At 70.5% G+C, this 24,989-nt stretch carries 23 protein-coding genes and 1 pseudogene; 19 read left to right on the plus strand and 5 right to left on the minus strand.

The features are described from left to right. Positions 1-14: 14 nt before the first annotated feature. On the minus strand, positions 15-2,837 hold the full coding sequence (locus tag A2790_RS10510; RefSeq protein ID WP_293390967.1) for a [protein-PII] uridylyltransferase: 2,823 nt from the start codon (positions 2,835-2,837) through the stop codon (positions 15-17). 111 nt (positions 2,838-2,948) lie between these two features. Here A2790_RS10510 and A2790_RS10515 point away from each other — a divergent pair, with 111 nt between their 5' ends. Beyond that, the gene (locus A2790_RS10515; RefSeq protein WP_293390969.1) at positions 2,949-3,305 is read left to right on the plus strand and encodes a hypothetical protein; all 357 of its coding nucleotides are present in this window, start codon (positions 2,949-2,951) and stop codon (positions 3,303-3,305) included. Between the two features lie 12 nt (positions 3,306-3,317). Here the strand turns inward: A2790_RS10515 and A2790_RS10520 are convergent, their stop codons facing one another. Both A2790_RS10520 and mutS read right to left on the minus strand, forming a co-directional pair. Beyond that, a complete protein-coding gene (locus tag A2790_RS10520) occupies positions 3,318-3,926 on the minus strand; it encodes an HAD-IA family hydrolase (RefSeq protein WP_293390972.1) in 609 nt (202 codons plus the stop codon). Between the two features lie 2 nt (positions 3,927-3,928). Beyond that, positions 3,929-6,619, minus strand: coding sequence for a DNA mismatch repair protein MutS (gene mutS / locus A2790_RS10525; RefSeq protein ID WP_293390975.1), 2,691 nt, complete (start codon positions 6,617-6,619; stop codon positions 3,929-3,931). A 79-nt stretch (positions 6,620-6,698) separates the two neighbouring features. On the opposite strand from mutS, the gene A2790_RS10530 reads away from it, so the two are divergent. The 8 genes from A2790_RS10530 (at position 6,699) to A2790_RS10565 (ending at position 12,882) form a co-directional block, all read left to right on the plus strand. After that, positions 6,699-7,247, plus strand: coding sequence for a GNAT family N-acetyltransferase (locus A2790_RS10530; protein ID WP_293390978.1), 549 nt, complete (start codon positions 6,699-6,701; stop codon positions 7,245-7,247). Positions 7,248-7,329: 82 nt separating this feature from the next. After that, on the plus strand, positions 7,330-8,967 hold the full coding sequence (gene murJ, locus A2790_RS10535; protein WP_293390981.1) for a murein biosynthesis integral membrane protein MurJ: 1,638 nt from the start codon (positions 7,330-7,332) through the stop codon (positions 8,965-8,967). A 124-nt stretch (positions 8,968-9,091) separates the two neighbouring features. Next, positions 9,092-10,126 (plus strand): tryptophan--tRNA ligase, encoded by a 1,035-nt coding sequence (gene trpS, locus A2790_RS10540; RefSeq protein WP_293390984.1) that lies wholly within the window; start codon positions 9,092-9,094, stop codon positions 10,124-10,126. A gap of 55 nt (positions 10,127-10,181) precedes the next feature. Beyond that, positions 10,182-10,658, plus strand: coding sequence for a universal stress protein (locus A2790_RS10545; RefSeq protein ID WP_293390987.1), 477 nt, complete (start codon positions 10,182-10,184; stop codon positions 10,656-10,658). A 48-nt stretch (positions 10,659-10,706) separates the two neighbouring features. Then, positions 10,707-11,282, plus strand: a complete 576-nt coding sequence (locus tag A2790_RS10550; RefSeq protein ID WP_293390990.1) for a NifU family protein — start codon at positions 10,707-10,709, stop codon at positions 11,280-11,282. Between the two features lie 62 nt (positions 11,283-11,344). Beyond that, entirely contained in the window at positions 11,345-11,989 is a 645-nt protein-coding gene (tsaB, locus tag A2790_RS10555; RefSeq protein WP_293391443.1) for a tRNA (adenosine(37)-N6)-threonylcarbamoyltransferase complex dimerization subunit type 1 TsaB, read from the plus strand. After that, positions 11,980-12,438 (plus strand): GNAT family N-acetyltransferase, encoded by a 459-nt coding sequence (locus A2790_RS10560; RefSeq protein ID WP_293390993.1) that lies wholly within the window; start codon positions 11,980-11,982, stop codon positions 12,436-12,438. Before tsaB ends, A2790_RS10560 begins: the two co-directional genes overlap by 10 nt. Positions 12,439-12,510: 72 nt before the next feature. Next, a complete protein-coding gene (locus A2790_RS10565; RefSeq protein WP_068876681.1) occupies positions 12,511-12,882 on the plus strand; it encodes a Fur family transcriptional regulator in 372 nt (123 codons plus the stop codon). Positions 12,883-12,888: 6 nt separating this feature from the next. On the opposite strand, the gene A2790_RS10570 is transcribed toward A2790_RS10565, so the two are convergent. Then, complete coding sequence (locus A2790_RS10570) at positions 12,889-14,211, minus strand: alpha/beta hydrolase (RefSeq protein WP_293390995.1); 1,323 nt, start codon at positions 14,209-14,211, stop codon at positions 12,889-12,891. A 142-nt stretch (positions 14,212-14,353) separates the two neighbouring features. Here A2790_RS10570 and miaB point away from each other — a divergent pair, with 142 nt between their 5' ends. From miaB to trmB, 8 genes and pseudogenes are all read left to right on the plus strand, one after another. After that, entirely contained in the window at positions 14,354-15,700 is a 1,347-nt protein-coding gene (miaB, locus tag A2790_RS10575; protein ID WP_293390998.1) for a tRNA (N6-isopentenyl adenosine(37)-C2)-methylthiotransferase MiaB, read from the plus strand. Beyond that, complete coding sequence (locus tag A2790_RS10580) at positions 15,697-16,653, plus strand: PhoH family protein (protein WP_293391001.1); 957 nt, start codon at positions 15,697-15,699, stop codon at positions 16,651-16,653. Before miaB ends, A2790_RS10580 begins: the two co-directional genes overlap by 4 nt. After that, positions 16,650-17,126 (plus strand): rRNA maturation RNase YbeY, encoded by a 477-nt coding sequence (gene ybeY / locus A2790_RS10585; protein ID WP_293391004.1) that lies wholly within the window; start codon positions 16,650-16,652, stop codon positions 17,124-17,126. The genes A2790_RS10580 and ybeY overlap by 4 nt, the downstream gene beginning before the upstream one ends. After that, positions 17,104-18,003 carry a hemolysin family protein gene (locus A2790_RS10590; protein WP_293391007.1) on the plus strand — a complete coding sequence of 300 codons (900 nt, stop codon included), beginning with the start codon at positions 17,104-17,106 and terminating at the stop codon, positions 18,001-18,003. The genes ybeY and A2790_RS10590 overlap by 23 nt, the downstream gene beginning before the upstream one ends. Positions 18,004-18,030: 27 nt before the next feature. Further along, positions 18,031-19,587 (plus strand): apolipoprotein N-acyltransferase, encoded by a 1,557-nt coding sequence (gene lnt, locus A2790_RS10595; protein WP_293391010.1) that lies wholly within the window; start codon positions 18,031-18,033, stop codon positions 19,585-19,587. 88 nt (positions 19,588-19,675) lie between these two features. Beyond that, positions 19,676-20,896, plus strand: coding sequence for a methionine adenosyltransferase (gene metK / locus A2790_RS10600; RefSeq protein ID WP_293391013.1), 1,221 nt, complete (start codon positions 19,676-19,678; stop codon positions 20,894-20,896). Between the two features lie 8 nt (positions 20,897-20,904). Then, positions 20,905-21,216, plus strand: a pseudogene (locus A2790_RS10605) (DUF1232 domain-containing protein); the annotation flags it as partial. A gap of 60 nt (positions 21,217-21,276) precedes the next feature. Then, a complete protein-coding gene (trmB, locus tag A2790_RS10610; RefSeq protein WP_293391016.1) occupies positions 21,277-21,951 on the plus strand; it encodes a tRNA (guanosine(46)-N7)-methyltransferase TrmB in 675 nt (224 codons plus the stop codon). Here the strand turns inward: trmB and ppa are convergent. After that, positions 21,948-22,487, minus strand: a complete 540-nt coding sequence (gene ppa / locus A2790_RS10615; RefSeq protein WP_068878810.1) for an inorganic diphosphatase — start codon at positions 22,485-22,487, stop codon at positions 21,948-21,950. The genes trmB and ppa overlap by 4 nt on opposite strands. 212 nt (positions 22,488-22,699) lie before the next feature. Here ppa and rimP point away from each other — a divergent pair, with 212 nt between their 5' ends. Both rimP and nusA read left to right on the plus strand, forming a co-directional pair. Then, a complete protein-coding gene (rimP, locus tag A2790_RS10620) occupies positions 22,700-23,242 on the plus strand; it encodes a ribosome maturation factor RimP (protein ID WP_293391019.1) in 543 nt (180 codons plus the stop codon). A gap of 13 nt (positions 23,243-23,255) precedes the next feature. Further along, positions 23,256-24,974 (plus strand): transcription termination factor NusA, encoded by a 1,719-nt coding sequence (gene nusA / locus A2790_RS10625; RefSeq protein ID WP_293391022.1) that lies wholly within the window; start codon positions 23,256-23,258, stop codon positions 24,972-24,974. Positions 24,975-24,989: the final 15 nt, after the last annotated feature.

Consider the following 24,989-nt stretch of genomic DNA (forward strand, 5'->3'; position numbering starts at 1 on the left):
CGCAAGTCCAATCGTTAGCGTGCGACGCTGGCGCGCGCTCGTGGAAGGTTGGCGCGGCGCGCCTGGCCGGCCTCGGTCTCGCTGGCGTTCAGCGCCGAAAGCAGCGCCGCCTTCAGCGCATTGCCCTTGCGGGTATCGCTCAGTTTCGCGCCGGCCTCGTCCACCACATAGAAGGCGTCCACGGCCCGTTCGCCATAGCCGTCGATGTGGGCGGAGGTAATCTCCAGCCCCGCGTCCGACAGGGTCCGCGCCAAGGCGGCGAGCAGGCCCGGTCGGTCGCGGCCAGACGCCTCGACGACGGTCGAGGTCTCGGACGCCTCGTTGTCCAGCATGACGGTGGGCGTGATCGTGAAGGCGGCCGCCCGGCCCAGGTCCTGGCGGCGCGGCTCGCGGCCGTGGGGCTCGCCCCGCGCGGCGCCCGCCAGGCTTTCAGCCAATCGCTTCAGCACACGGTCGTCGGTGGCGCCGAACGGCTGGCCGGTGATGTCCTGCACGTAGAAGACGTCCAGCGCCTGGCCGGCGTTGGAGGTGAAGACGCGCGCGCCGACGATGTTGGCCCCCGCGGCCGTGATCGCCTCCGCCAGGTCCACGAACAGCCGCGAGCGGTCGGTGGCGGCCACCACGACCTCCGAAGCGTTGAGGTCGGCGCGGATCCGGCACTCCGCAGCTCCGCCCGCGCCGGCGGCCGAGGCCAGGGCCGCGAGGCGGGCGTGGGTCTGTACCTCCGCGTCCGTAAAGGCCGTGAAGTAGGCGTCCTCCATGGCGTCGCCCCAGGTCTCGGCGCCCGGCTGGGCCTTGGCGAGGCGCACGCGGGCGTCGTAGGCGGCGTTCTCCTGGTAGCGGCGCAGGGCGGCGGCGGCGTCCGAGCCCCGGCCGCCGCGGAATACCGCCTCGGTGGCCGAATAGAGCTCGCGCATCAGCTGACCCTTCCAGCCGTTCCACACGCCCGGCCCCACCGCGCGGATGTCGGCCACGGTCAGGACCAGCAGCAGGCGCAGGCGCTCGGGCGTCTGCACGATGCGGGCGAAGTCCGACACCGTGCGGGGGTCGGACACGTCGCGCTTCTGGGCATAGTCGCTCATCACCAGGTGGTGCTCGACCAGCCAGGCGACCAGCTCGATCTTCGAGCGCTCCAGGCCGAGGCGCTCACACGCCTGCCGGGCGGCGCGAGCCCCCGCGACCTCCTGGCCGCCAGCCCCGCCCTTGCCGGTGTCGTGCAGCAGCATGGCCAGGAACAGCGCCTCGCGGTCGGCGATCAGCGGCGTGACCTGGACCGCCAGCGGATGGTCCTCGGCCAGGCGGCCCGCGGCGATGTCGGCGATGACGCCCACGGCGCGCAGGGTGTGCTCGTCCACCGTGTACGAGTGGTACATGTTGAACTGCATCTGAGCGACGATCCGCCCGTACTCGGGCAGGTAGCGGCCCAGGACGCCCGCCTCGGTCATCAGGGTCAGGGTCGTGCGCGGGTCGCGCCCGCGCGCCAGGATGTCGAGGAACACCTTCGCCGCGTGGCGGTCGCGGCGCACGGCCGACGTGATCAGGTGGATCGACCGCGACGCGGCGGTGAACGCGTCGGGGTGCAGGTCCAGGTTCCGCTGGTCGGCGATCCGGAACATCCGCAGGAGGTTGATCGGGTCCTGCTCAAAGATGTCCGGGTCGACGTCCAGGCGCCCGCCCACCTCGTGGAAGCCGGGCTCGTCCAGCGGCTTGCGCTTCACCGTGCGACCCGGAATGAAGCGGCTGATGCCCTTGGGGGCCATCTTCACCTGGTCGGCCTCCAGCTTGGCGGCGAACACGCGGGTCAGGGCGCCCACGTCCTTGGCGATCAGGAAGTAGCGGCGCATGAACCGCTCGACCGCCGGCGCGTCGCCGCGGTCGCCATAGCCCATCCGCCGCGCGATCTCGGGCTGCAGGTCGAAGGTCAGGCGCTCCTCGGGACGCCCGGTCGTGAAGTGCAGGTGCGCGCGCACCGCCCACAGGAAGTCCGTGGCCTTGATGAAGGCGCGCACCTCGCGGCGGGCGAACATCTCGAGCTGCAGCACCTTCTCGATGGACTGGCCGGGATGCAGGTACTGGGCGATCCAGAACAGCGTGTTCAGGTCGCGCAGGCCGCCCTTGCCCTCCTTGATGTTGGGCTCGACCATGTAGCGGCTGGCGCCGGCGCGCGCGTGACGCTCGTCCCGCTCCTTCAGCTTGGCGGCCACGAATTCCGCGCCCGTGCCCTTGACCACGTCGGTCTGGAACCGGCGGACCAGGTCGTTGGCGAGGCTTTCGTCACCGGTCAGCCGCCGCGCCTCCAGGATCGAGGTGCGGATCGTGAAGTCCTCGCGGGCGAGCTTGATGCACTCCTCGATGGTCCGCGAGGCGTGACCCACTTTGAAGCCCAGGTCCCAGAGGGCGTAGAGCATGAACTCGATCACGCTCTCGGTATGGGCGGTCTGCTTGTAGGGCCGGACGAACAGCAGATCGATGTCGGAGTAGGGCGCGAGGGTCCCGCGCCCGTAGCCGCCCACCGCCATCAGCGCCAGACGCTCGCCCTCGGTGGGGTTGCGGGCCCGGAACACGTGGACAGTGGTGAAGTCGTAGAGCGCCGAAACCACCTCGTCGGTGACGCCGGACAGGAGGCGCGCGGTCTCGATCCCGCCGGCGCCGTTCTCCAGCCGCTCCTTGGCGATCATTCGGCCGCGGAACAGCGCCGCCTTCAGGATGTCCAGCGCCGCCTTGCGCTGGGCCGTCTCGTCGCCCAGGTGCTCCAGGGCCGCCGCCGACAGCTGGGCGCGCAGCCGCACGCCGTCGACGACATATTCCAGGCGGGTGGGTTTCAGGCGGGTCGGCATGGCGCAGTACGCATATAGGCGAGTTCGTTAACGCGCGCAGGAGGTTCGCGCTTTTCCCTGGGCGGACGGCCCGCTATGCCCGCGCTCCGCGTTCGAGAGTTGGCGTAGATCATGGGCAGAGGATCGTATCGGGGCGGCTCTACCCCGGTGGGCTGGAACGCCAACAGCTACATCGCCCCCTCGCTGACCGGCCGCACGCGCAAGGGCAAGGCGCTGATCAAGGACCTCACCGCCCGGACGGCCCAGAGCCGCGCCGAGCAGGCGGGCCAGGACGAGCGTGCGCGCAAGCGTCACGGCCTCGCGCCCGGCAAGACCAAGTCAGCCGCCCCGACCCCCACGGTCAGCACGGGCAAGTCGGGCCTGGCGGACGCCGCGCGCAAGCGGCTCAAGGCGCGGGCCGGCTCGGCGTTTACGGTGACGGTCGTGACCCGCAAGCGGCGGAAACCGCGCCCGGCGCGGGAAAGCTGAGCGCAGCCGGCGTCAGGCGAAACCGTGCGTCGCCAGCACGTCTGCCAGCGGCGCCGCGCCGGTCCACAGCACCGAGCCCCAGCCCGCAGCGCGTGCGGCGTCGACATTGGCGGGCGTGTCGTCGAGCAGGGCCAGGTCTTCGGCCCGGAAGCCGGTCCGCGCCTCGACCATCTTGTAGAACGCAGCCTCAGATTTCCGGCAGCCCATGTCGGCGGCGTAGTGCATGGCGTCGAACCGGTCGCGGAGCCCCAGTGTGTCCCATAGGTAGGCCGCCCGCTCATGCTCCTGGATGGTCGCCAGGTGCAACTGGACCCCGCGGGCGCGCAGGGCGGCGAGGTCGGCCAGCAGCGTCTCGTCGAGCTCGGCATCCTTCTCGAACCAGTAGGCGGCCAGGTCGTGGCTGGTGAGGTGCGGCGCGTGCTCCGCGAGGACGGGTCCCAGCCGCTCGTGCAAGCCTGCGCGGCCCAGCACGATGTCCGCCCAATGCGGCCCGAAGAACTGGTCATGCAGCACGGCTGGCGAGAGGCCGAGGTCGGCCTCCAGGTCTGCCGCCCAGCCGCCGGGGCGAGGACGGATCACCACCCCGTCCACGTCGACCATCAGGGCCTTCAGAGCCGCCACCCTCAGCCCAGCAGTCCCTTGAGGCGATAAAGCGCGTCCATCGCCTCGCGGGGGCTCATGCCGTCGACGTCGAGGACCTGCAGGGCTTCCTCCACCTTGCTGGGGCCGAACTTGGCCTCCGGCTCGGCGACGGCGGCGAACAGGGGCAGGTCGTCGAGGTTGGCCGGGCCGGCCGCCTCGCGTTCCAGGCGCTCCAGCACCTGGCGGGCGCGGCTCACCACCGGCGCAGGGACGCCGGCGAGCTTGGCTACCTGGACCCCATAGGACCGGTCGGCCGGTCCGGGGCCTGCCTCATGCAGGAAGATCAGGTCCCCGTTCCACTCCTTGGCCTTCAGACTGAGGTTGGACACGTAGGGGAGCCGACCCTCCAGGACCGCCAGCTCATGGTAGTGCGTGGCGAACAGCGCCCGGCAGCGGTTGGTCTCGTGCAGGGCCTCGGCGCAGGCCCAGGCGATAGCCAGGCCGTCGTAGGTCGCCGTGCCGCGGCCGATCTCGTCCAGGATCACCAGGCTGCGCGGCGTCGCCTGGCTCAGGATGGCGGCGGTCTCCACCATCTCCATCATGAACGTCGAGCGGCCGCGGGCCAGATCGTCGCCCGCGCCGACCCGGCTGAACAGGCGGTCGACGACGCCGATGCGTAGGCGCCTGGCAGGCACGAAGCAACCGGCCTGGGCGAGCACCGCCAGCAGGGCGTTCTGGCGCAGGAAGGTGGACTTACCGGCCATGTTCGGCCCGGTCACCAGCGACAGGCGCGCCGCCCCGACGCCCGAGCCGTCCAGGCGGCAGTCGTTGGGGGTGAAGGCTTCGCCGGCGCGGCGGACGGCGTTCTCGACCACCGGGTGGCGGGCGGCCTCGGCCTCGAAGGCGGTGGAGCGGTCGACGATCGGGCGGGTCGCGCCGACGTCGTCGGCCCACTCCGCCAGGGCGGCGGCGACATCGAGCGTAGCCGCGGCCTGCGCGGCGGCCTGGATGGCGGCAGCGACGCCTGTAGCGGCGGCGCGCCAGGCCTCGAAGGTGTCGAGCTCGATGGCCAGCGCCCGCTCGGCGGCCTGGGCGATCTTGGCGTCCAATTCGGCGAGCTCGACGGTGGTGAAGCGCACCTGGTTGGCCAGGGTCTGCCGGTGGATGAAGGTCGCATTGAGCGGCGCCTGCATCAGCGGCTCCGCCGCCTTGGCGGTGGTCTCGACGAAATAGCCGAGGACGGCGTTGTGCCGGACCTTCAGCGCCACGCCGCTTTCGGCTGCAAGCCGGGCCTCCAGGGCCAGGATCACGCGGCGGCTGTCGTCGCGAAGCGCGCGGGCCTGGTCCAGCTCCGGCCGCACGCCGTCGGCCACGAAGCCGCCGTCGCGGGTCAGCGCCGGCAGGTCACCGCCCAGCCCCTGGACCAGCAGGTCGCGGAAGGCGGCGAGGTCCGGCGTGTGGGCCAGATGCAAGGCGCCGAGCGCTTGGGCGGTCTCGGCCGGCAGGGTCAGCAGCGGATCCTTGGTGTCGCTGAACAGCTGGCAGACCGCGCCGCCGGCGTTCAGCCCATCGCGCAGGGCGCCCAGGTCCCGCGGCCCGCCGCGGCCCAGGGCCAGGCGGCTGAGCGCCCGGGCCATGTCGGGCAAGCCCTTCAGCGTCTCGCGCAGCCTCTGGCGCTGCCCGCGGTGGGCGCAGAACCAGGCCACCGCGTCCAGGCGCGCGTCAATGGCGGCGGGGTCCAGCAGCGGCCGCGCCAGACGGGCGGCAAGCAACCGGGCGCCGGGCGCTGTCACGGTGCGGTCGACGGCCGACAGCAGCGAGCCGTCCCGGGCGCCGGAGGTGGACTTCTCGATCTCCAGGCTGGCGCGCGTGGCCGGGTCAATGACCATCACGTCGGCCTCGCCCGCGCGGCGAGGGGCGGAGAGGGCCGGCATCCGGCCGGCCTGGGTAGTTTCCAGGTGCGCGGCGATGAGGCCCAGGGCCGAGACTTCGGCGCCCGAAAGCTGGCCGAAGCCGTCCAGGGTCTCGACGCCATAGAGTCGCTTCAGCCGCGTCTCGGACGCGCCGGGCTCAGCGAGGGCGCTGGGCATGGGCTGGACGAACCCGCCGCCCTGCTTCAGCGCCGCGGACACCGCCTCGTCGGCGAAGAGGCGGTCCGGGACCAGCACCTCGGAGGGTCCCAGCGCCGCCAGGGCCGAGGCCAGGCCGGCCACCGTCACCGCCAGGCATTCCACCTCCCCGGTGGAGAGCTCCACGCTGGCCACCGCCGCCGCGCCCGCGCGCACCGCCACGGCGGCCAGGCGGTTGGCGCCGCGCGCATCCAGCAGGCCATCCTCGGTGAGGGTGCCGGGGGTGACCACGCGGGTCACGTCGCGCCGGACCACCGCCTTGGAACCGCCCCGCCGTTTGGCCTCGGCGGGATCTTCCATCTGGTCGCAGAGCGCCACCTTGAACCCGGCGCGGACCAGCTTGGCCAGGTAGGCTTCCATGGCGTGGGCGGGGACGCCGGCCATGGGGATCGGATTGCCGCCGTGGTTGCCGCGGGCGGTCAGGGTGATGCCCAGCACCGCGGCCGCCTTCTGAGCGTCCTCGAAGAAGAGCTCGTAGAAATCGCCCATGCGGAAGAACACCAGCGCGTCGGGCTGGCGGGCCTTGGCCTCGAAGTACTGCGCCATCACCGGCGTGGCGCCGGCGGCGGGATCGGGCGTGGCGGTGGCGACCTGGGCGTTCATGGAACGGCGGACGTTAACGGGATGCCCCGCGTCCCGCACCCCCTTGAACGGCAACGCGCGAGCGCCAAGCTGTGGATAGATGGCCCACGGCAGCGTCGATACGCAGTTCGTCGTGTTTCCCGCCGGCCCCGCGGACGCCGAGGCGCTGGCCCGCGTCCACGTCGCGGCGTGGCGCGAGACCTATCGCGGGCTGCTGCCGGACGCTTACCTGGCCCGGATGTCGGAGCCGAGCCACGCGCGCCGCTTCGCGCGCGCCTTGCTGCATCCCGGCCCGGACGACGTGACCCTGGCCGCCGCGGACCGGGCCGGCATCGTCGGCTACGCCCAGGCGGGACCATCGCGCCGCAAGCGGGCAGGCGAGGCCGAAGTGGCGACCCTCTATCTCCTACGGGCCGCCCAGGGCCGAGGGCTCGGCGCGCGCCTGCTGACGGAAACCGCCCGGACGCTCGCGGCGCGCGGGGCCTTGTCGCTGATGGTTTCGGTGCTGCGGGACAACGTCGCCGCCCGCGGGTTCTACGAGCACCTGGGCGGGGAGGCCGAGCCTGCGCGGATGGAAGCGGGGCCAGGCGGGGCCATGCTGCACGAGGTGGCCTATCTCTGGCCCGACATCCGGCGCCTCACCGGCTGAGGCTGCATCGAGATTCCACACGCCTGCATCCCGGCGAGCGGCTAGGTTGACGCGCTTCCCGACGCAGCCGACCTAGGCCTCCGTGACCGAGACCCCCGCCGACGCCCAGCCTCCCGCCAAGAAGGGCGGCCTCCTCCGCTCGTCGGCGATCTTCTCGGGCCTGACGCTGGTCAGCCGGTTCCTGGGGCTGGCGCGGGACCTGGCGATCACCGCGCGGCTGGGCGCCAGCCAGACCATCGCCGCCGACGCCTACTACACCGCGCTGGCTTTCCCGAACCTGTTCCGGCGGATGTTCGCCGAAGGCGCCTTCGCCGCGGCCTTCGTGCCCGACTACGCCAAGCGGTTGGTGGCCGAGGGCAAGGAGGCGGCCGACCGCTTCGCCGCCGACGCCCTGGCGACGATGGCGGCCGTGACCATTGCCATCACCATCGCCTGCCAGCTCGCCATGCCGTGGATCATGACGGTCTACAGCTATGGGTTCCTGGAGGACCCGGCCAAGTTCAAGCTGGCCGTGATCCTGACCCAGATCACCATGCCCTACCTGCCCTGCATGGTGATCGCGGCCCTGTTCGCCGGCACGCTGCAGGCGCGCGGGCGCTTCATCATCTACGGCTTCTATCCCACGCTGCTGAACGTGGTGATGCTGGCCGCCGTCCTGCCGCAGAAGGACCCGACCACCGCCGCCTACGCCGCCTCTTGGGGCGTCCTGGTCGCGGGGGTCAGCCAGGCGGCGCTCTGCTGGTGGGGCGCGCACCGCTCGGGCGCCCGCATCCATCCGCGCCACCTGCGGCTGACCGGGCAGGTGAAGACGATGCTCCGCCGGATGGTCCCTGGCGTGATCGCCTCCAGCGCCACCCAGATCAACCTGTTCATCTCGGCCATGCTGGCCAGCCAGGTGGCGGGCATGCGGGTGTGGCTGAACGTGGCCGAGCGGTTCTACCAGCTGCCGCTCAGCCTGGTGGGCGTGGCCATCGGCGTGGCCCTCTTGCCGCGTCTCTCCACCGCGCTCCAGGTCGAGGACAAGGACGACGCCCAGGGCGCCATGGACCAGGCGGTGGTGTTCGGCCTGGCGCTCAGCCTGCCGGCCGCCGCGGCCCTCATGGGCATGCCTTATTACCTGACCGACGGGTTCTTCACCCGCGGCGCCTTCACCAGCCAGGACGCCTTGGATTCGGCGAAGCTGCTGTTCCACTACGGCTGGGGCGTCCCGGCCTTCGTGCTGATCAAGATCCTGCAGCCGGCGTTCTTCGCCCGCGGCGACACGCGCAACCCCATGGTTTACTCGCTGATCTCAGTAGCCGTGAATATCGCGCTGGGCGTGGCGCTGTTCTTCACGATGGGGTTCCAGGGGATCGCCTTCGCGACCGCCGCGGCGTCGTGGATCACCGTCTTTCAGATGGTGGCCTATCTCCGCGCGAAATCCATCTGGACGCCGTCGAAGCGGGCGGTGGGCAAGGTTGTGCGCGTCACTCTGGCCAGCGTCGGCATGGGCGTGGCCGTGGCGCTGGCCTCGCACTTCCGGCCGGCCCTGGAGGCGCCGCTGGCGTCGATGCTGCGGCATGGGACCAAGGAGATCGCGGTGCTTCTCGTCTGCCTGGCGGGCGCGGCGCTCTATCCCGTCCTGCTGTTCGCCTTCGGCGGCGTGACGCCCCGCGAGGCTCGCGCCGCCTTCCGCCGGCGCAAGGGCGATGTGGCCGCGCCGCCCGCCGACTTGCCCTGACGGCCCGGCGGCGCTATCGGCTCCTGCATGGCTTTCGAACGTCTCACCTGGCGATGGCGCTGACCGCCCATCCGTGAAAACCGGGCTTGCGCCCGCCTGTCCGTTCCCTAGAGAAGCCACCATCATGACCGACCAAGCTCCGGCCCCTTACGCGGGCCCCGAACGCGTGCTTTCCGGCGTCCAGCCCACCGGCGACCTGCACCTGGGCAACTACCTGGGCGCCCTGGTGAAGTTCGCGCGCCTCCAGCACGAAATCCCGACCTTCATCTTCGTGGCCGACATGCACGCCATCACGGTGTGGCAGGAGCCGGCGAAGCTGAAACAGCAGGTCCGCGAGATCGCCGCGGCCTACCTGGCCACCGGGCTCGATCCCAAGGTCGCGACCATCTTCGCCCAGTCGGCGGTGCCGGAGCACGCCGAACTGGCCTGGGTGTTCAACTGCGTCGCCCGCCTCGGCTGGCTCGATCGGATGACCCAGTTCAAGGACAAGGCCGGCAAACACAAGGAGCGCGAGAGCGTCGGGCTCTACACCTACCCGGTCCTCCAGGCGGCCGACATCCTCGTCTACAAGGCCACCAAGGTGCCGGTCGGCGACGACCAGAAGCAGCATCTGGAGCTGACTCGCGACATCGCCCAGAAGTTCAACAACGACTTCTCGGCGCCGGGCTACTTCCCGCTGCCCGAACCCCTGACCCAGGGCCCCGGCGCCCGGGTGATGAGCCTGCGCGACGGGACGGCCAAGATGAGCAAGTCCGATCCGTCGGACAATTCGCGCATCAACCTGACCGACGACGCCGACGCCATCTCGCAGAAGGTCCGCAAGGCCCGCACCGATCCGGACCCGTTGCCCGAGACGATGGAAGGGCTGGAGGGCCGCGCCGAGGCCAAGAACCTGGTGACCATCTACGCCGCCCTCGCCGGCCAGAGCGAGGCCCAGGTGCTGGCCGAGTTCGCCGGCCAGGGCTTCGGGGCGTTCAAGCCGAAGCTGGCGGACCTGGCCGTGTCGGTCATGGGCCCGATCGGCGGCGAGATGCGTCGGCTGCTGGCCGATCCCGCCGAGATCGACCGGATCCTGGCCGACGGTGCGAGCCGAGCGCGAGAACTCGCTGCGCCCACGGTGGCCGAGGTCAAGAAGCTTGTGGGTTACTGGGCGGGCTGAGGCTGTCAGCCCCTGCGATCTTGCCTCCCCGCCCGCCGCAGCGCAGGTTCCGCCCATGAGCAACCGGCGCAAGTTCCTCGTGGTGGCCGACGACACGGCGGAGTTCCAGGCGGCGCTCCGCTTTGCCTGTCGCCGTGCGCGCTCGACGGGCGGCTATGTGGCGCTCCTCAAGGTGATCGAGCCTGCCGTGTTCGAGCATTGGTCCGGCGTCCGCGACGAGATCGCCCGCCAGCAGCGGCAGGAAGCCGAAGCCTCGCTGCAGCAGACGGCGGAGTACGTCCAGGCCGAGACGGGCCTCGCGCCCGAGTTCCTGATCAAGGAGGCCGATTCCACCCGCGCCGCCCTGAAGCAGGTGCTGTCGGACGACCCGGACATCAAGGTCATGGTGCTGGCCGCCGCCGTCGGGGGGCGCGGCCCCGGTCCGCTGGTCGCCGCCATCGCCAAGGACGGCGTGAAGTTCGGCAGCCGCAAGGTGCCGATCACCATCGTCCCCGGCGACCTCACCGACGAGGAAATCACCGACCTGGCGTGACCTTTGGCGCTATTGCGTCCGACCCCGCCAGACGCCACATCTCCTGCCATGTTCATTCAGACCGAAGCCACGCCGAACCCCGAGGTCCTGAAGTTCCTGCCCGGGAAGACCGTGCTGGGCGACGGCACGCGCGATTTCCGCACCCCGGAGGAGGCTGCCGCCTCGCCGCTGGCCGCCGAACTGTTCGAGATCATGGGCGTGACCCGGGTGTTCTATGGCCCCGACTTCATCACCGTGGGCAAGCACGCCTCGGTGGACTGGCCCCTCATGAAGGCGCCGATCCTGGCCGCCATCATGGATCACTTCACCTCGGGCCGGCCGTTGTTCGCGGACGAGAGCGATAGCGACGCAGGCGGCCATGACGACGGCGTCTACGAGGGCGAGACCGCCCAGATCGTGGCCGAGATCAAGGACCTGCTGGACACCCGCATCCGCCCGGCGGTGGCCCAGGACGGCGGCGACATCCTGTTCAACCGCTTCGACGTCGAGACCGGCGTGGTGTGGCTGAACATGCGCGGTGCCTGCTCCGGCTGCCCGTCATCCTCCGCGACGCTGAAGGCGGGGGTCGAGAACATGCTCAAGCACTACGTCCCGGAAGTCACCGCGGTCGAACAGGCGCTGTAAGGGCGGGGGCCAAGCGCGACCGCTTCCCGAGCGGCCGCGCATCCGCTACGCCCCCCCCCATGATCGTCCTCGGGCTCGACACCTGCCTCAACGCCTGTTCGGTCGCCGTGCTCGATGGCGAGACGGTGCTCGCGTACGCGTCCGAGGCGATGGCGCGCGGCCACCAGGAGCGACTGGCTCCGATGGCCAAGGCCGTCATGGCCGACGCCGGCCTTCCGTTCTCCAAGCTGCAACGGATCGGCGCCACGGTCGGACCGGGCTCGTTCACCGGCCTGCGGGTAGGCGTCGCCTTCGCCAAGGGGCTCGCCTCGGCGCTTGGAGTCCCGGCCGTGGGCGTGGGATCGCTGGAAGCGCTGGCCGCGGAGGCGCAGGGGCTGGTCGCCGCCGTCATCGACGCCCGGCGGGACCAGCTCTATCTCCAGGTCTTCGACGACGGCCACGCCTTGATGGCGCCCGATGTCCTGCCGGTCGGCACGGCCGCGGCCCGGCTGGCCGAGCTCGCCATGGGGCGGGCCCTGACCCTGGTCGGCTCAGGCGCGCCGTTGCTGGCCGAAGCGGCGCCGGGCGCGCACATCCTGACGCCGGAAGGCTGCGACGCCCGCGCCGTGGCGCGCCTGGCCGCCGCACGGCCCCCCGCGCCGATCCGCCCACTCTACCTTCGCGCGCCGGACGCCAAGCTGCCTGGCGGAATCGACCCATGGAGCTGACCGCCGCAAGCGCGGCCGACGCGCCGGACATGGCCGCCGTCCATGCCCAGGCCTTCGACAAGCCCTGGGACGAGGCGGACTTCGACGCCCTGCTGGATGGCGGGACCGGCGTGTTCGGATTCGTCGTGCGGGCAGAGGACCCGGCCGGCGTGCTGATCTGCCGGACCGTGGCCGGCGAGGCGGAGATCCTCACCGTCGGCGTGGCCCCCTGGGCGCGCCGCCGCGGCGTGGGCCAGGCGCTGATGACGGCGGCGCTCGGCGTGGCGCGCCAGACCGGCGCACGGGCGGTGTTCCTCGAGGTCGATGTGGGCAACGCCGGCGCCGTGGCGCTGTACGAGCGTCTCGGCTTCTACCGGGCCGGCCTGCGCCGGGGCTATTACGATCGCGGCGCCGACGGCCGCGCCGATGCGCTCGTCATGCGTCTCGACCTTACATCCGGACCTGACTAGACCTATCCTCTACGTGAACGAAGAGAGGCCCACGTGTCGGACCGCATCGAGAAACTTTGCCTCGAGAAGAACATGCGCATGACGGAGCAGCGCCGCGTGATCGCGCGCGTGCTCTCCCAGGCCACCGACCATCCCGATGTGGAAGAGCTGCACCGCCGGGCCCACGCCGTCGACCCGCACATCTCGATCGCCACCGTCTACCGGACCGTGCGCCTCTTCGAGGAAGCCGGGATCATCGACCGCCTCGACTTCCGGGACGGCCGCTCGCGCTACGAAGAGCATAGCGAGGACCACCACGACCACCTGATCGACATGAAGACCGGCAAGGTCGTCGAGTTCGTGGACGAAGAGATCGAGGCGCTGCAGATCGCGATCGCCAAGAAGCTCGGCTACAAGCTCGTGGACCACCGGCTCGAGCTCTACGGGATGCCGATCGAGGAGTGAGCGCGGTCAGCGCCGCGGGATCAGCTTGGCGTCACCGTAGGTCCGCGTCAGCCGCCGGGTGCTGATCCAGTCGGCGAGCAGGTCGTAATAGCCGGGGGATACGCGCCCGGCCTCCCGCTCGATCATGCCGTGGTCCGCCTGTGGGAAGATCGCGATGTCGATGGGCGAGCCCTGGGCGTGCAACTGCCTGAGGACCGCCCGCGTGCTTTCGTGCGGCGCCTCGGTGTCACGGCCCGCGAGAATCCAGAGCGACGGCGCCCATAGGCCAGCCAGGGCGGGGCGGGGCTCGTAGGTGAAGTCGATGGGGAAGTCGAACGCGGCCCGCACCTTCCCGATGTCTGCCGCCGGTGTGGCGACGAGCAGGCTCGTGTAGTCGCCGCCGATGTTCGCGATCCAGGGCTCCTGTGCGTTGAGGGCCTTCAGGCGCTCGAGCTCGGGCAGGCCCTCGCGGAACCGGCTGGCGACGACCCGTGTCGCGGCGTCGTGCAGGGCCTGGGCGCGGGCGAGCGCGACGGGACCGAAGGCGCGGACGCTGGCGGCGACCTCGGACCGGTCCTCCTCGACGGGGCTCACGGCAAGGCCATAGCTGACCACGACGAAGTCCACGGGCCGGCGGTTGGCCGCCAAGGGGGCGACCCAGCCGCCCTGGCTCTCGCCCATCACGCCCAGCGGGATGCCGGCCAGCTCGGGCCGGGCCCGTACGGCGTCGATCGCCGCCGCCATGTCGTCCGCCAGGACCGGAAAGTCGGCGCTGTAGCCGCCCGTGGAACGCCCCGTGCCGCGCTTGTCGAAGACGAAGACGCCGACGCCCTTCAGCGGCAGCAGGTGCTGGACATAGTTGTTGTAGACGGCGGACTCGCGGCCCGACCCGTACTGCAGCACGACGACCGCCCTGGGCGGCCCTTCCGCCGGCAGGACCAGCTCTCCGTAAAGCCGCTCTGCGCCGCTCTGGAAGGTGATCGGGTGCGTCGGCAACGGCACGCGGCGCGCTTCCATCACCGGGCCGGCCCCCTGCTGCATCGCAAGCCGTCCTTCGCTGCAGGCGTCGAGATGCGCCTTGACCGTGACGGGCTCGCGGACCGCCCAGCCGGCTCCGCCCTCGTAGCGGCCCTCGTCGACGCGAAAGAGCTTGCCGCTCACGCCGTCCATGCGCCGGTAGCGGAGGTTCGGTTCGTCGCTGGAATCGATGACCAGATGGCTTCCATCCGCAAAGCGATAGGCGCCGAAGTGGCACGCGCTTGCAGGCGGCGCCTCCTGGCCGATCGCCAGCCCGGGTAGGGCGGCCAGGGCCGCGACCGCCGCCAAATGCAACCAACGCCGACGCATCATCAGTCTCCCCATCCTGATCGGTAGGAGGCCGCGTCTGGTGCGTGCGGAGGCGGCGGCGGCGATTAAATTCCTGTCACGTGTGGACCGGGCTGGCCGCCGCCGTAACTTGCGCCGCCCCGCCTGCAACCCCATAACCCCGGCCATGTCCGAGCAAGCGCCCTCGAAGCGCCTCTACATCAAGACCTACGGCTGTCAGATGAACGTCTATGACAGCGAGCGGATGGCCGACGTGCTCAGCCCGCTGGGCTACGGCATGACCGACGATCCGGCGGGCGCCGACCTGGTGGTGCTGAACACCTGCCACATCCGGGAGAAGGCCACCGAGAAGGTCTATTCCGAGCTCGGCAAGCTGCGCGAGATGCGCGACGAGCGCCTCGCCGAGGGCGGCGCGCGGATGACCATCGCCGTGGCGGGCTGCGTGGCCCAGGCCGAGGGCGAGGAGATCATGCGCCGCCAGCCCGCGGTGGACCTGGTCGTCGGGCCGCAGGCCTATCACCAGCTTCCAGAACTGATCGCGCGCGCCCATCGCGCCCGCGGCGAACGGCTGGCCGCGGACTTCGCGCCCAACGAGAAGTTCGACGTGCTCGCCGCCACGCGCCGGCCCACGGGCGTCTCGGCCTTCCTCACGGTCCAAGAAGGCTGCGACAAGTTCTGCACCTTCTGCGTGGTCCCCTACACCCGTGGTGGCGAGTGGTCGCGCCCGGCGGCGGACATCGAGGCCGAGGCGCGCAGCCTGGCCGAACAGGGCGTGCGCGAGGTCACCCTGCTGGGTCAGAACGTCAACGCCTACGACGGCGCCGAAGGCGGCCTGGCCGGCCTGGTTCGCCGCCTGGCGAACATCCCCGGCCTGGACCGCATCCGCTACACGACCAGCCACCCGCGCGACATGGACGCCGCCCTGATCGCCGCCCATGCGGAGGTCGAGGCCCTGATGCCCTATCTGCACCTGCCGGTGCAGGCGGGATCGGATAAGATCCTCAAGGCCATGAACCGCGCCCACACGGCCGAGAGCTACCTGCGCCTGGTCGAGAAAGTGCGCGCCGCGCGGCCCGACATCGCGCTGTCGGGCGACTTCATCGTCGGCTTCCCCGGCGAGCGGGACGCCGACTTCGAGGCCACGTTGCAGCTGGTCCGCGAGGCGAACTACGCCAGCTGCTTCTCGTTCAAATACTCCCGCCGCCCGGGCACGCCGGCGGCGGCCATGCCGGGTCAGGTGGCCGAGGAGGTCAAGGACGAGCGGCTGGCGCGCCTCAACGCCCTGCTGGACGAACAGCGCCTGGCCTTCAATCGCGCCCAGGCGGGCCGCACGCTGGCGGTGCTTTTCGAGAAGACCGGCCGCCATCCCGGCCAACTGGTGGGCAAGAGCCCCTACCTCCAGGCGGTCCACGTGACGGCCCCGGATCGGATGTTGGGCCAGATCGTTCCGGTGAAGGTGGAAAGCGCCGCCCAGAACAGCCTGGCCGGCGTGCTTGAACTGGAAACCGCTTGAGCCGAGCTCCCGAATTCATCGCCCTGTCCGACGCCGCCGTCCGCGCGGTGGCGGGCGCCAACAGCCGTCACGCCGCCTTGATCGAGGACGCGTTCGGCGTGCTGGTCGAGACGCCCGGCGGCGGGGTCTCGCTGTCCGGCGACGCCAAGGCGCGCGGCCAGGCCAAGAAGGCGGTGCAGACCATCGCCGAGCGCGCCGACCAGGGCCTGGAGATCGAGGAGGCGGACGTCCGCGTCGCCATCGGCCAGGCGCGTTCGGGGCCCGGCGCGCCCGGCGCGGCGAACCTGCCGGTCGGCCGCCGCGGGCAGGTGGCCCCCAAGACCGCCACCCAGGCCAAGTACCTCGACGCCCTCGGCCAGTGCGAGCTGGTGTTCGGCCTTGGGCCGGCCGGCACCGGCAAGACCTTCCTGGCCGTCGCCCATGGCGCGGGCATGTTGCTACGCGGGGCGGTGGATCGCCTGATCGTGTCGCGTCCCGCGGTGGAGGCCGGCGAGCGCCTGGGCTTTCTGCCGGGCGACATGAACGAAAAGGTCGATCCCTACATGGCGCCGGTCTGGGAGGCGCTGACCGATATCCTCGGCGCTGAGCAGCTTCGCCGGCGGCGCGAGAAGGGCGAGATCGAGGTGGCCCCGATCGCCTTCCTGCGCGGCCGGACGCTCAGCCACGCCTTCGTCATCGTCGATGAGGCCCAGAACGCCAGCCGCGCCCAGATGAAAATGGTGCTGACCCGCCTGGGCGAGGGCTCGCGCATGGCCGTGACGGGCGACCCGACCCAGATCGATCTGCCCAACCCCGGCGACAGCGGCCTGGCCCATGCCGTGGGCCTACTGGAAGGCGTCCGGGGCATCGGCGTCGTCCGCTTCTCCTCGGAAGACGTGGTGCGTCACCCGCTGGTCGAGCGGATCGTGAACGCATACGACGCCGATGCGGCCAAGCGCGGACGCACGGTTTGATCGACATCGAGGTCGAGGACCCGTCGTGGACCGCGGCCCTTCCCGAGGCGGAAGCGGTCGTGCGCCAGGCGGCGGAGGCGGCGCTGGCGCGTGAGGGGACCGCGGGGGCCGTCACGCTTCTGCTGACCGACGACGAGTCGGTGCGTGAGCTCAACGACCGGTTCCGGGGCAAGGATTCGGCCACCAACGTGCTGTCGTTTCCCGCACCCGCCAATCCCGAGGAGCACCTGGGCGACGTGGCCCTGGCCTATGGGGTCTGCGCCCGGGAGGCGGCCGAGCAGGGCAAGCCGCTCAGCCACCATTTGCAGCACCTGACGGTCCACGGCGTTCTGCATCTTCTCGGATACGATCACATCGGCGATGATGAGGCCGAGGCCATGGAAGGCCTTGAGCGTGCGGTGCTGGCCGGTCTGGGCGTCCCAGACCCCTATGCGGCCGGTGAAGGAGAGCATGAACGACCCCGAACCTCCTAGTCGACAGAGCCCGCGCCGACGCAGGCGCGGGCTCCTCGGCCTGTTCGATCTCTTCCGGCGCACCGCCGAGGCGGCCGCCGACGAGGCTCCCGAGCCTTTGAGCGAAACCGGCGGCGAGCTGGTCAGCCAGGCGCGCGCGTTCCAGGACCTTCGGGTCGAGGACGTGATGAAGCCGCGAGCGGACATCGTGGGCATCGAGCGGGGCTGCACATTCGCCGAGCTGATCGCACGCTTCGTGGACGCCGAGCATAGCCGGATGCCGGTGTACAAGGAGACGCTGGACGAGCCGGTGGGCGTCGTCCACGTGAAGGACGTGTTCAAGCTGCTCGCCAGCAAGTCGCGCCAGCCCAAGCCGGACGACCATGTCCTGGCCGGCCGGCGCCACCTGGTCCGGGAGGTTCTCTACGTGCCGCCGTCGATGGCCGCCGAGCGCCTGCTGACCACCATGCGGGCCAAGCGCATTCACATGGCCCTGGTCATCGACGAGTTCGGCGGGGTCGATGGCCTCGTGACGCTCGAGGACCTGCTGGAAACCCTGGTCGGCGACATCTCCGACGAGCACGACGAGGAGAGCGACCAGGCCTACCTGCCCATCGTTGCCGACGACGAGGGCTGGATCGTCGACGGCCGCGCGCCCCTGGAGGAGCTCGAGCACGCCATCGGCGACGGCGCCGACCTTGCGCCAGAGGACCTCGACGAAGAAATCGACACGGTCGCCGGCCTGGTCAACGCCTTGGCCGGGCGCGTGCCCCAGCGACGCGAGCGGATCGAGCATCCCGACGGCTACCTGCTCGAGGTGCTGGCGGCCGACCCCCGGCGCGTGAAGCGCGTTCGGGTCCGCCGGGCGCCCGTGGCCGAAGCCCCCGCCGAGGCCTGAGTGGCGCGATCCCGCTGGTATGCCCCAGTGACGGCGCTCCTGGGCGGCCTGGCCGCGGGGCTGGCGCATCCGCCGTTCGGCCTTGCGTTCGGCCTGTTGGGATTCAGCCTCGTCCTGTTGCGGCTGGAGACGGTGCAGGGCCCGAAGCCGCTGCGGCAGGCCTTCCTGATGGGCTGGCTGGCGGGCCTTGGCTATTTCGGTCTCTCCACGTGGTGGATCGGCGAACCCTTCCTCGTCGACGCGGCGATCTACGGCTGGATGGCGCCGTTCGCGGTCGTGCTGATGGGCGGCGGGCTGGCCCTGTTCTGGGGACTTGCCGGCCTCGCCTATCGGGCGCTGCGGCCCCGCAGCGCGTGGAAGGTGCTGGTCTTCGCTGGGGTCTTCGCCGCTGCCGAATGGCTGCGCGGCCACATCCTGACCGGCTTCCCGTGGAACCTGGTGGGCGAGGCCTGGCGCGCCGGCAGCGCCCCGTCCCAGGCGGCGGCCGTGGTGGGCGTGTACGGGCTGACCTGGATCACCCTGGCCCTCGCCGCGACGCCGGCGACCCTGATGCTTTCGGTCCGACGCTCCGCGCAGGCGGCGATGCTTGTGGCAGCTGGCATCGGCCTGACGATCCTCTACGCGGGTGGCGCGGGCCGCCTCGCCGCCGCAGCGCGGACGACCTATGCGGCCGACGCGCCGGTAATCCGCGTGGTTCAGGCCAACATCGACCAGAAGGACAAGTGGAAGCCCGAAAACCTTGACCTGGTGTTCTCGGCCTACGAGGACCTGACCCGGCGGCCCGCCGCGCGGCCTCCCGACGTGGTGATCTGGCCGGAAGGCGCCCTGCCGGCGGTGATCGATGACCTGATCGCCGATGGCTCACCCTACGCGCCGCGCCTGCGCGATGCGGTGCGACCGGGGCAGATCCTGCTGATGGGCGCCAACCGGGCCGAGCCCGACGGCCGCGGCGCCTATCGCTACTTCAACACCTTGGTGGCGTTCCGGCGCGAGGACGCCGCGCTGCGTGTGGCGGGCTACTACGACAAGTTCCGGCTCGTGCCGTTCGGCGAGTTCATGCCGCTGGGCGATCTCGCCGGGCGTCTGGGAATCCGGGCCCTGGTCCACATGCCCGACGATTTCACCGCCGGGCCCCCGCCTCGTCCGCTGGTGGTGGAAGGCATGCCCGCGGTGCAGCCGCTGATCTGCTACGAAGCCCTGTTCCCGGGTCTTGGCGCCGGCGGGGAACGGCCGGCCTGGATCCTGAATGTGTCGAACGACGCCTGGTTCGGCCGCACCAGCGGACCCTGGCAGCACCTCAACATCGCCAGCTATCGCGCCATCGAGCAGGGCTTGCCGATCGTACGCTCCACGCCGACCGGCGTCTCCGCGGTGATCGACCCGCAGGGGCGGATCGTCGCAGGCAAGATGCTCGGCCTGGGTCAGTTCGGGGTCATCGACGCGCGCCTGCCCGCGCCTGGCCCGCGGACGATCTACAGCCGGGTCGGGGATGCCGCCTTCGCAGGCTTGCTCGCCCTGTCCGCCGGCGCCTGGCTCGCCGGCCGTCGGCGGCGACCGCGCACACTCGCCGATCAGGGGACCTAGCCTTGGCGCCACATAAGGATTTCTTTATAGGCGAGCGACCTACTTGCCGGCCGTCATCCATGCCGCGTCCTTCTCCGGAGCCTAGCCCTTGAGCCGTTCCAGCTACATCTTCACCAGCGAAAGCGTGTCCGAGGGTCATCCCGACAAGGTGGCCGACCGCATCTCGGACACCGTCGTCGACGCGTTCCTCAGCGTCGAGCCGCAGGCCCGGGTGGCGTGCGAGACCCTGGTGACCACCAACCGGATCGTGCTGGCCGGCGAAGTCCGCGCGGGCAAGCCGGGCGCCTCCAAGGCCGAGAACAAGGCCCTGACCAAGGAAATCGTGAAGTCGCTGGAGCCCAAGGTCCGCGCCGCGATCAAGGACATCGGCTACGAGCAGAAGGGCTTCCACTGGAACAAGGCGAAGTACGCCTGCCACCTGCACGAACAGTCGGCCCACATCGCCCAGGGCGTCGACGCCTCCGACAAGAAGGACGAAGGCGCGGGCGACCAGGGGATCATGTTCGGCTACGCCTGCGACGAGACGCCGGCGCTGATGCCGGCGACCCTGCAGTACAGCCACGACATCCTGCGGAAGCTGGCCGAAGTCCGCCACTCGGGCGAGTGCGCGGTGCTCGAGCCGGACGCCAAGAGCCAGGTCACGGTGCGGTATGAGGACGGCCGGCCGGTCGAGATCCTGCAGATCGTGGTCTCGACCCAGCACAAGAAGCGCATGGGCCTGCACATCGCCACGCCGAAGCGCCTGGAAGGCGTGATCAAGCCTTACGTCGAGAGCGTCATCCCGGCCGGCCTGATCACCAAGAAGACCAAGTGGCACATCAATCCGACCGGCCGTTTCGAGATCGGCGGGCCGGACGGCGACGCGGGCCTGACCGGCCGTAAGATCATCGTCGACACCTACGGCGGCGCCAGCCCGCACGGCGGCGGCGCCTTCTCGGGCAAGGACCCGACCAAGGTCGACCGCTCCGCCGCCTACGCCTGCCGCTACCTGGCCAAGAACGTCGTCGCCGCGGGCCTGGCGCGGAAGTGCACGATCCAGATCAGCTACGCCATTGGCGTGGCCAATCCGCTGAGCTTCTACGTCGATCTGCACGGCACGGGCGAAGTCGACCCGGCGAAGCTGGAACTGGCCCTGCCGCAGATGATCGGCGGCGCCACGCCGCGGGCGATCCGCGAGCACCTGCAGCTGAACCGTCCGATCTACGCGCGGACGGCCGCCTACGGCCACTTCGGTCGCCAGCCCGACAACGAAGGCGGCTTCTCCTGGGAGAAGACCGACCTGACCGAGCAATTGAAGTCGCTGGCCTGATGGGCCTGCGGGCCTGGGCGTTCGCGCTGAAGCGTGACGCCCACGCCGTCTGGCTCGCGGCCCGAGATCCGCGGACGCCCTGGTACGCCAAGGCCGTCGCGATCGTCGTGGCGGCTTACGCGTTCTCGCCTATCGACCTCATCCCCGACTTCGTGCCCGTGCTCGGCTACCTCGACGATCTCATCCTGGTTCCGGCCGGTCTCTGGCTGGCGCTTCGGTTGATCCCGGCCGAGGTGCTCGCCGCGCATCGCAAAGAGGCGGAGGCGGCCGCGAGACGCCCGATCAGCAAAGCTGCGGCGATCGCCGTCGGGCTCGTCTGGGTCGGGCTTTCGGCGGCTGTCGCTATCGCGATCGTCGACGCTCTGCGCTAGAGCCTGCGGATGTCCGACCACCACCCGCCGCTCCGCTCGTTCGGCCGTCTGAAGTCGCGGCCGATCAAGCCGCGCCAGGCCGCGCTGATGGAGGCGCGCCTGCCCAGCCTACGCGTCCCGGCGGGCCCCATCGCGCCGGCGGCGCTGATGCCCGGCGCCCGGGAGGCTTGGCTGGAGATCGGCTTCGGCGGCGGCGAACACATGGCGGCCCAGGCCGGGCGCGCGCCGGACGTCCTGATCATCGGCGCCGAGCCCTTCGTGAACGGGGTCGCCAGCGCGGTGCGCCACATCGACGAGCAGGGTCTGGAGAATGTCCGGCTGCATGACGGCGACGTGCGCGATCTCATCGCCAGGCTGCCCGACGCCAGCCTGGCGCGGGTCTTCATCCTGTTTCCAGATCCTTGGCCCAAGACCCGCCAGCAGAAGCGACGCCTCGTGCAGCCGGAGCTGGTGAGCGAGCTCGCCCGGACCCTGCGCCCTGGCGGGCGGCTGCGCTTCGCCAGCGACGTGGCGAGCTACGTGGACCAGGCCCTTGAGCGCTTCCTCGCCCATCCGGCCTTCGCCTGGACGGCGGGGCGTGCGGACGACTGGCGGATCCCGCCGGCCGACCACATCACCACCCGCTACGAGGAGAAGCGCCTGGGCGATTGCGCGCCGGTCTTCCTCGACTTCGCCCGCAATTAGCCGGCGTTGGCGACCCGGTAGGCTTCGATTGACTGGCGGATCAGTTCGCCGGCCTCTTCCGGATCGGCCCAGCGGACGATCTCGACGCTCTTGCCCTTCTCCAGGTCCTTGTAGTGCTTGAAGAAGTGGGCGATCTGCTCGGTCAGGATGGCCGGCAGCGACCGCCAGCTGTCCACGCCCGCGTAGAAGGGGTGCAGCGCGTCCACCGGCACGGCCAGGACCTTTTCGTCGCCACCCGCCTCGTCGCGCATGATCAGGGCGCCCACCGGCCGCGCGCGGATGATCGCGCCCGGCACCACCGGCGTCGGGCCCACCACGATGATGTCCATCGGGTCGCCATCGTCGGCCAGGGTGTGCGGGATGAAGCCGTAGTTGCCCGGGTAGAACATCGCTGTGTGCAGGAAGCGGTCGACGAAGATCGCGCCGCTTTCCTTGTCGATCTCGTACTTCACCGGTTCGCCGCCCTGCGGGATCTCGATGAGAGCGTTGACGTCGTACGGCGGGTTCTTGCCGACGGGAATCTTGGAGAGGTCCATGGGAGGATGGTCTTTCGCGAGACACACAAAGGAAGGCGCGCTCTGTGGCCCATCCGGCGGCGCGAGGGAAGGGGGACGAGTCGCAATAGGGCTGACAAGTCCCTGATCGCCGGCTATATATCCCTCAACATCGTCCGTTAGCGCTGTATGGCGCCTACGAGCGGCGGGCTCCGGCCCGGCCGCTTTTTTCTTTACTAGGGCCCAGGCTTGGCATGCGCGGGAAGACCGCTGAGGATCTGAAACTTCTGGAGCTGCTCGACCCCGTGGCCGAGGCGGCGGGCTATGCCATCGTCCGCCTGCGCCTGATGGGTGGGAACGAGCGCCGGAAGCTGCAGATCATGGCCGAGCGCCCCTCCGATGGCGACATGAACGTCGAGGATTGCGCACGCCTCAGCCGCGCCGTCTCCGAGGTCATGGACGCCGCTGACCCGATCAGCGGGGAGTATCTGCTGGAGGTGTCGTCGCCGGGGATCGACCGGCCCCTGACCCGCCTGTCCGACTTCGAGGCCCACGAGGGCTTCGAGGTGAAGATCGAACTGGACCGGCTGGCCGAGGGGCGCAAGCGTTTCCGCGGCGTGCTGGCCGGGATCGAAGGCGACCAGGTCGGAATCGACCTGGAGGGGGAGGAGGCCACGGCCATGATCCCCTTCGCCTGGATCGTCGAGGCCAAGCTGGTGCTGAACGACGAACTCATGAAGCGGGGGGCCGCCAGCCGCGCCGCCCGCCTCGCATCCGAACAACAGACGACCGAGTAGAGGGAAGAACCCCATGAGCCTGACCGGCATTTCGGCCAACCGGCTTGAACTCCTGCAGATCGCCGAAGCGGTGGCCCGCGAGAAGTCGATCGACAAGGAGATCGTCATCGAGGCGATCGAAGAGGCGATCCAGAAGGGCGCCCGCTCGCGCTACGGCGCCGAGCACGACATCCGCGTCCACATCGATCCGAAGACCGGCGAGACGACGATCAAGCGCGTGGTGACCGTCGTGTCCGACGACGCCGTGTTCGGCGGCGGGGTCGACGAAGAGGGCAATGAGCTGCCGGTCGAAGAGCCGCCGGGCATCCTGCGCCTGGCCGACGCCAAGCGCCGCGACAAGGATGCGGTGGTCGGCAAGACCTACGAGGAACTGCTGCCGCCCTTCGAGTTCGGCCGCGTGCAGACCCAGATGGCCCGCCAGGTTGTGATGGGTAAGGTCCGCGACGCCGAGCGCGAGCGCCAGTACGAAGAGTACAAGGACCGTGTGGGTGAGATCGTCAACGGCACGGTCAAGCGCGTCGAATACGGCAACGTGGTCGTCGACCTGGGCCGCGGCGAAGGCATCATGCGGCGCGACCAGTCGATCCCGCGCGAGAACTTCAATATCGGCGACCGGATCCGCTGCTACATCTACGACGTCCGCCGCGAGACCAAGGGCCCGCAAATCCTGCTGAGCCGCGCCCATGGCGGCTTCATGGCCAAGCTGTTCGCCCAGGAAGTGCCGGAAGTGTACGACGGGGTCATCGAGATCCGGGCCGTGGCCCGCGACCCGGGCAGCCGCGCCAAGATGGCGGTCATCTCCAACGACAGCTCCATCGACCCCGTCGGCGCCTGCGTCGGCATGCGCGGCAGCCGCGTGCAGGCGGTGGTGGCCGAGCTGCAGGGCGAGAAGATCGACATCATCCAGTGGAGCCAGGACGAGGCGACCTTCATCGTCAACGCCCTGGCGCCGGCCGAAGTCTCCAAGGTCGTGATGGACGAGGAGGACGAGCGGGTCGAAGTGGTGGTGCCCGACGAGCAGCTGTCGCTGGCCATCGGCCGCCGCGGCCAGAACGTCCGCCTGGCCTCCCAGCTGACCGGCTGGCAGATCGACATCATGACCGAGAGCCAGGAAAGCGAGCGTCGCCAGCGCGAGTTCGCCGAGCGCACGGCCCTCTTCCAGGAAGCCCTGGACGTGGACGAGGTCATCGCCCAGCTGCTGGTCACCGAGGGTTTCGCCTCGGTCGAGGACGTGGCCTACGTCGATGTCTCGGAGATCGCCTCGATCGAGGGCTTCGATGAGGACACCGGCGCCGAGATCCAGGCCCGCGCCCAGGAGTATCTGGACAAGGAAGCCGCCGAGTACGACGCCAAGCGCAAGGAGCTGGGGGTCGAGGACAGCCTGCTCGAGATCGAAGGGATCACCCTGCCGATGGCCGTGGCCCTCGGCCAGGGCGACGTGAAGACCATCGAGGACCTGGCCGGCCTGGTGCCGGACGATCTGCGCGGCTGGTTCGAGAGCAAGAACGGCGAGCGTGTGCGCGAGCCCGGCATCCTGGAGAGCTTCAACCTGGAGCCGGCCGACGCCGAGCTGCTGATCATGCGCGCCCGGATCGCCATGGGCTGGGTCGAGGCTCCCCCGGAGCCGGAGCCTGTCGAGGAAGAGGTCGCGGCTGAGGCCGACGGCGAAGCCGAACCCAGCGACGAAGCGTTCGCCGAGGCCGAAATGGCCGGCGAAGCGCGCGACGCGTAAGGTCGGTGAGGTGAC

It is taken from the genome of Phenylobacterium sp. RIFCSPHIGHO2_01_FULL_69_31, from assembly GCF_001824475.1.
Classification (GTDB): Bacteria; Pseudomonadota; Alphaproteobacteria; order Caulobacterales; family Caulobacteraceae; genus Phenylobacterium.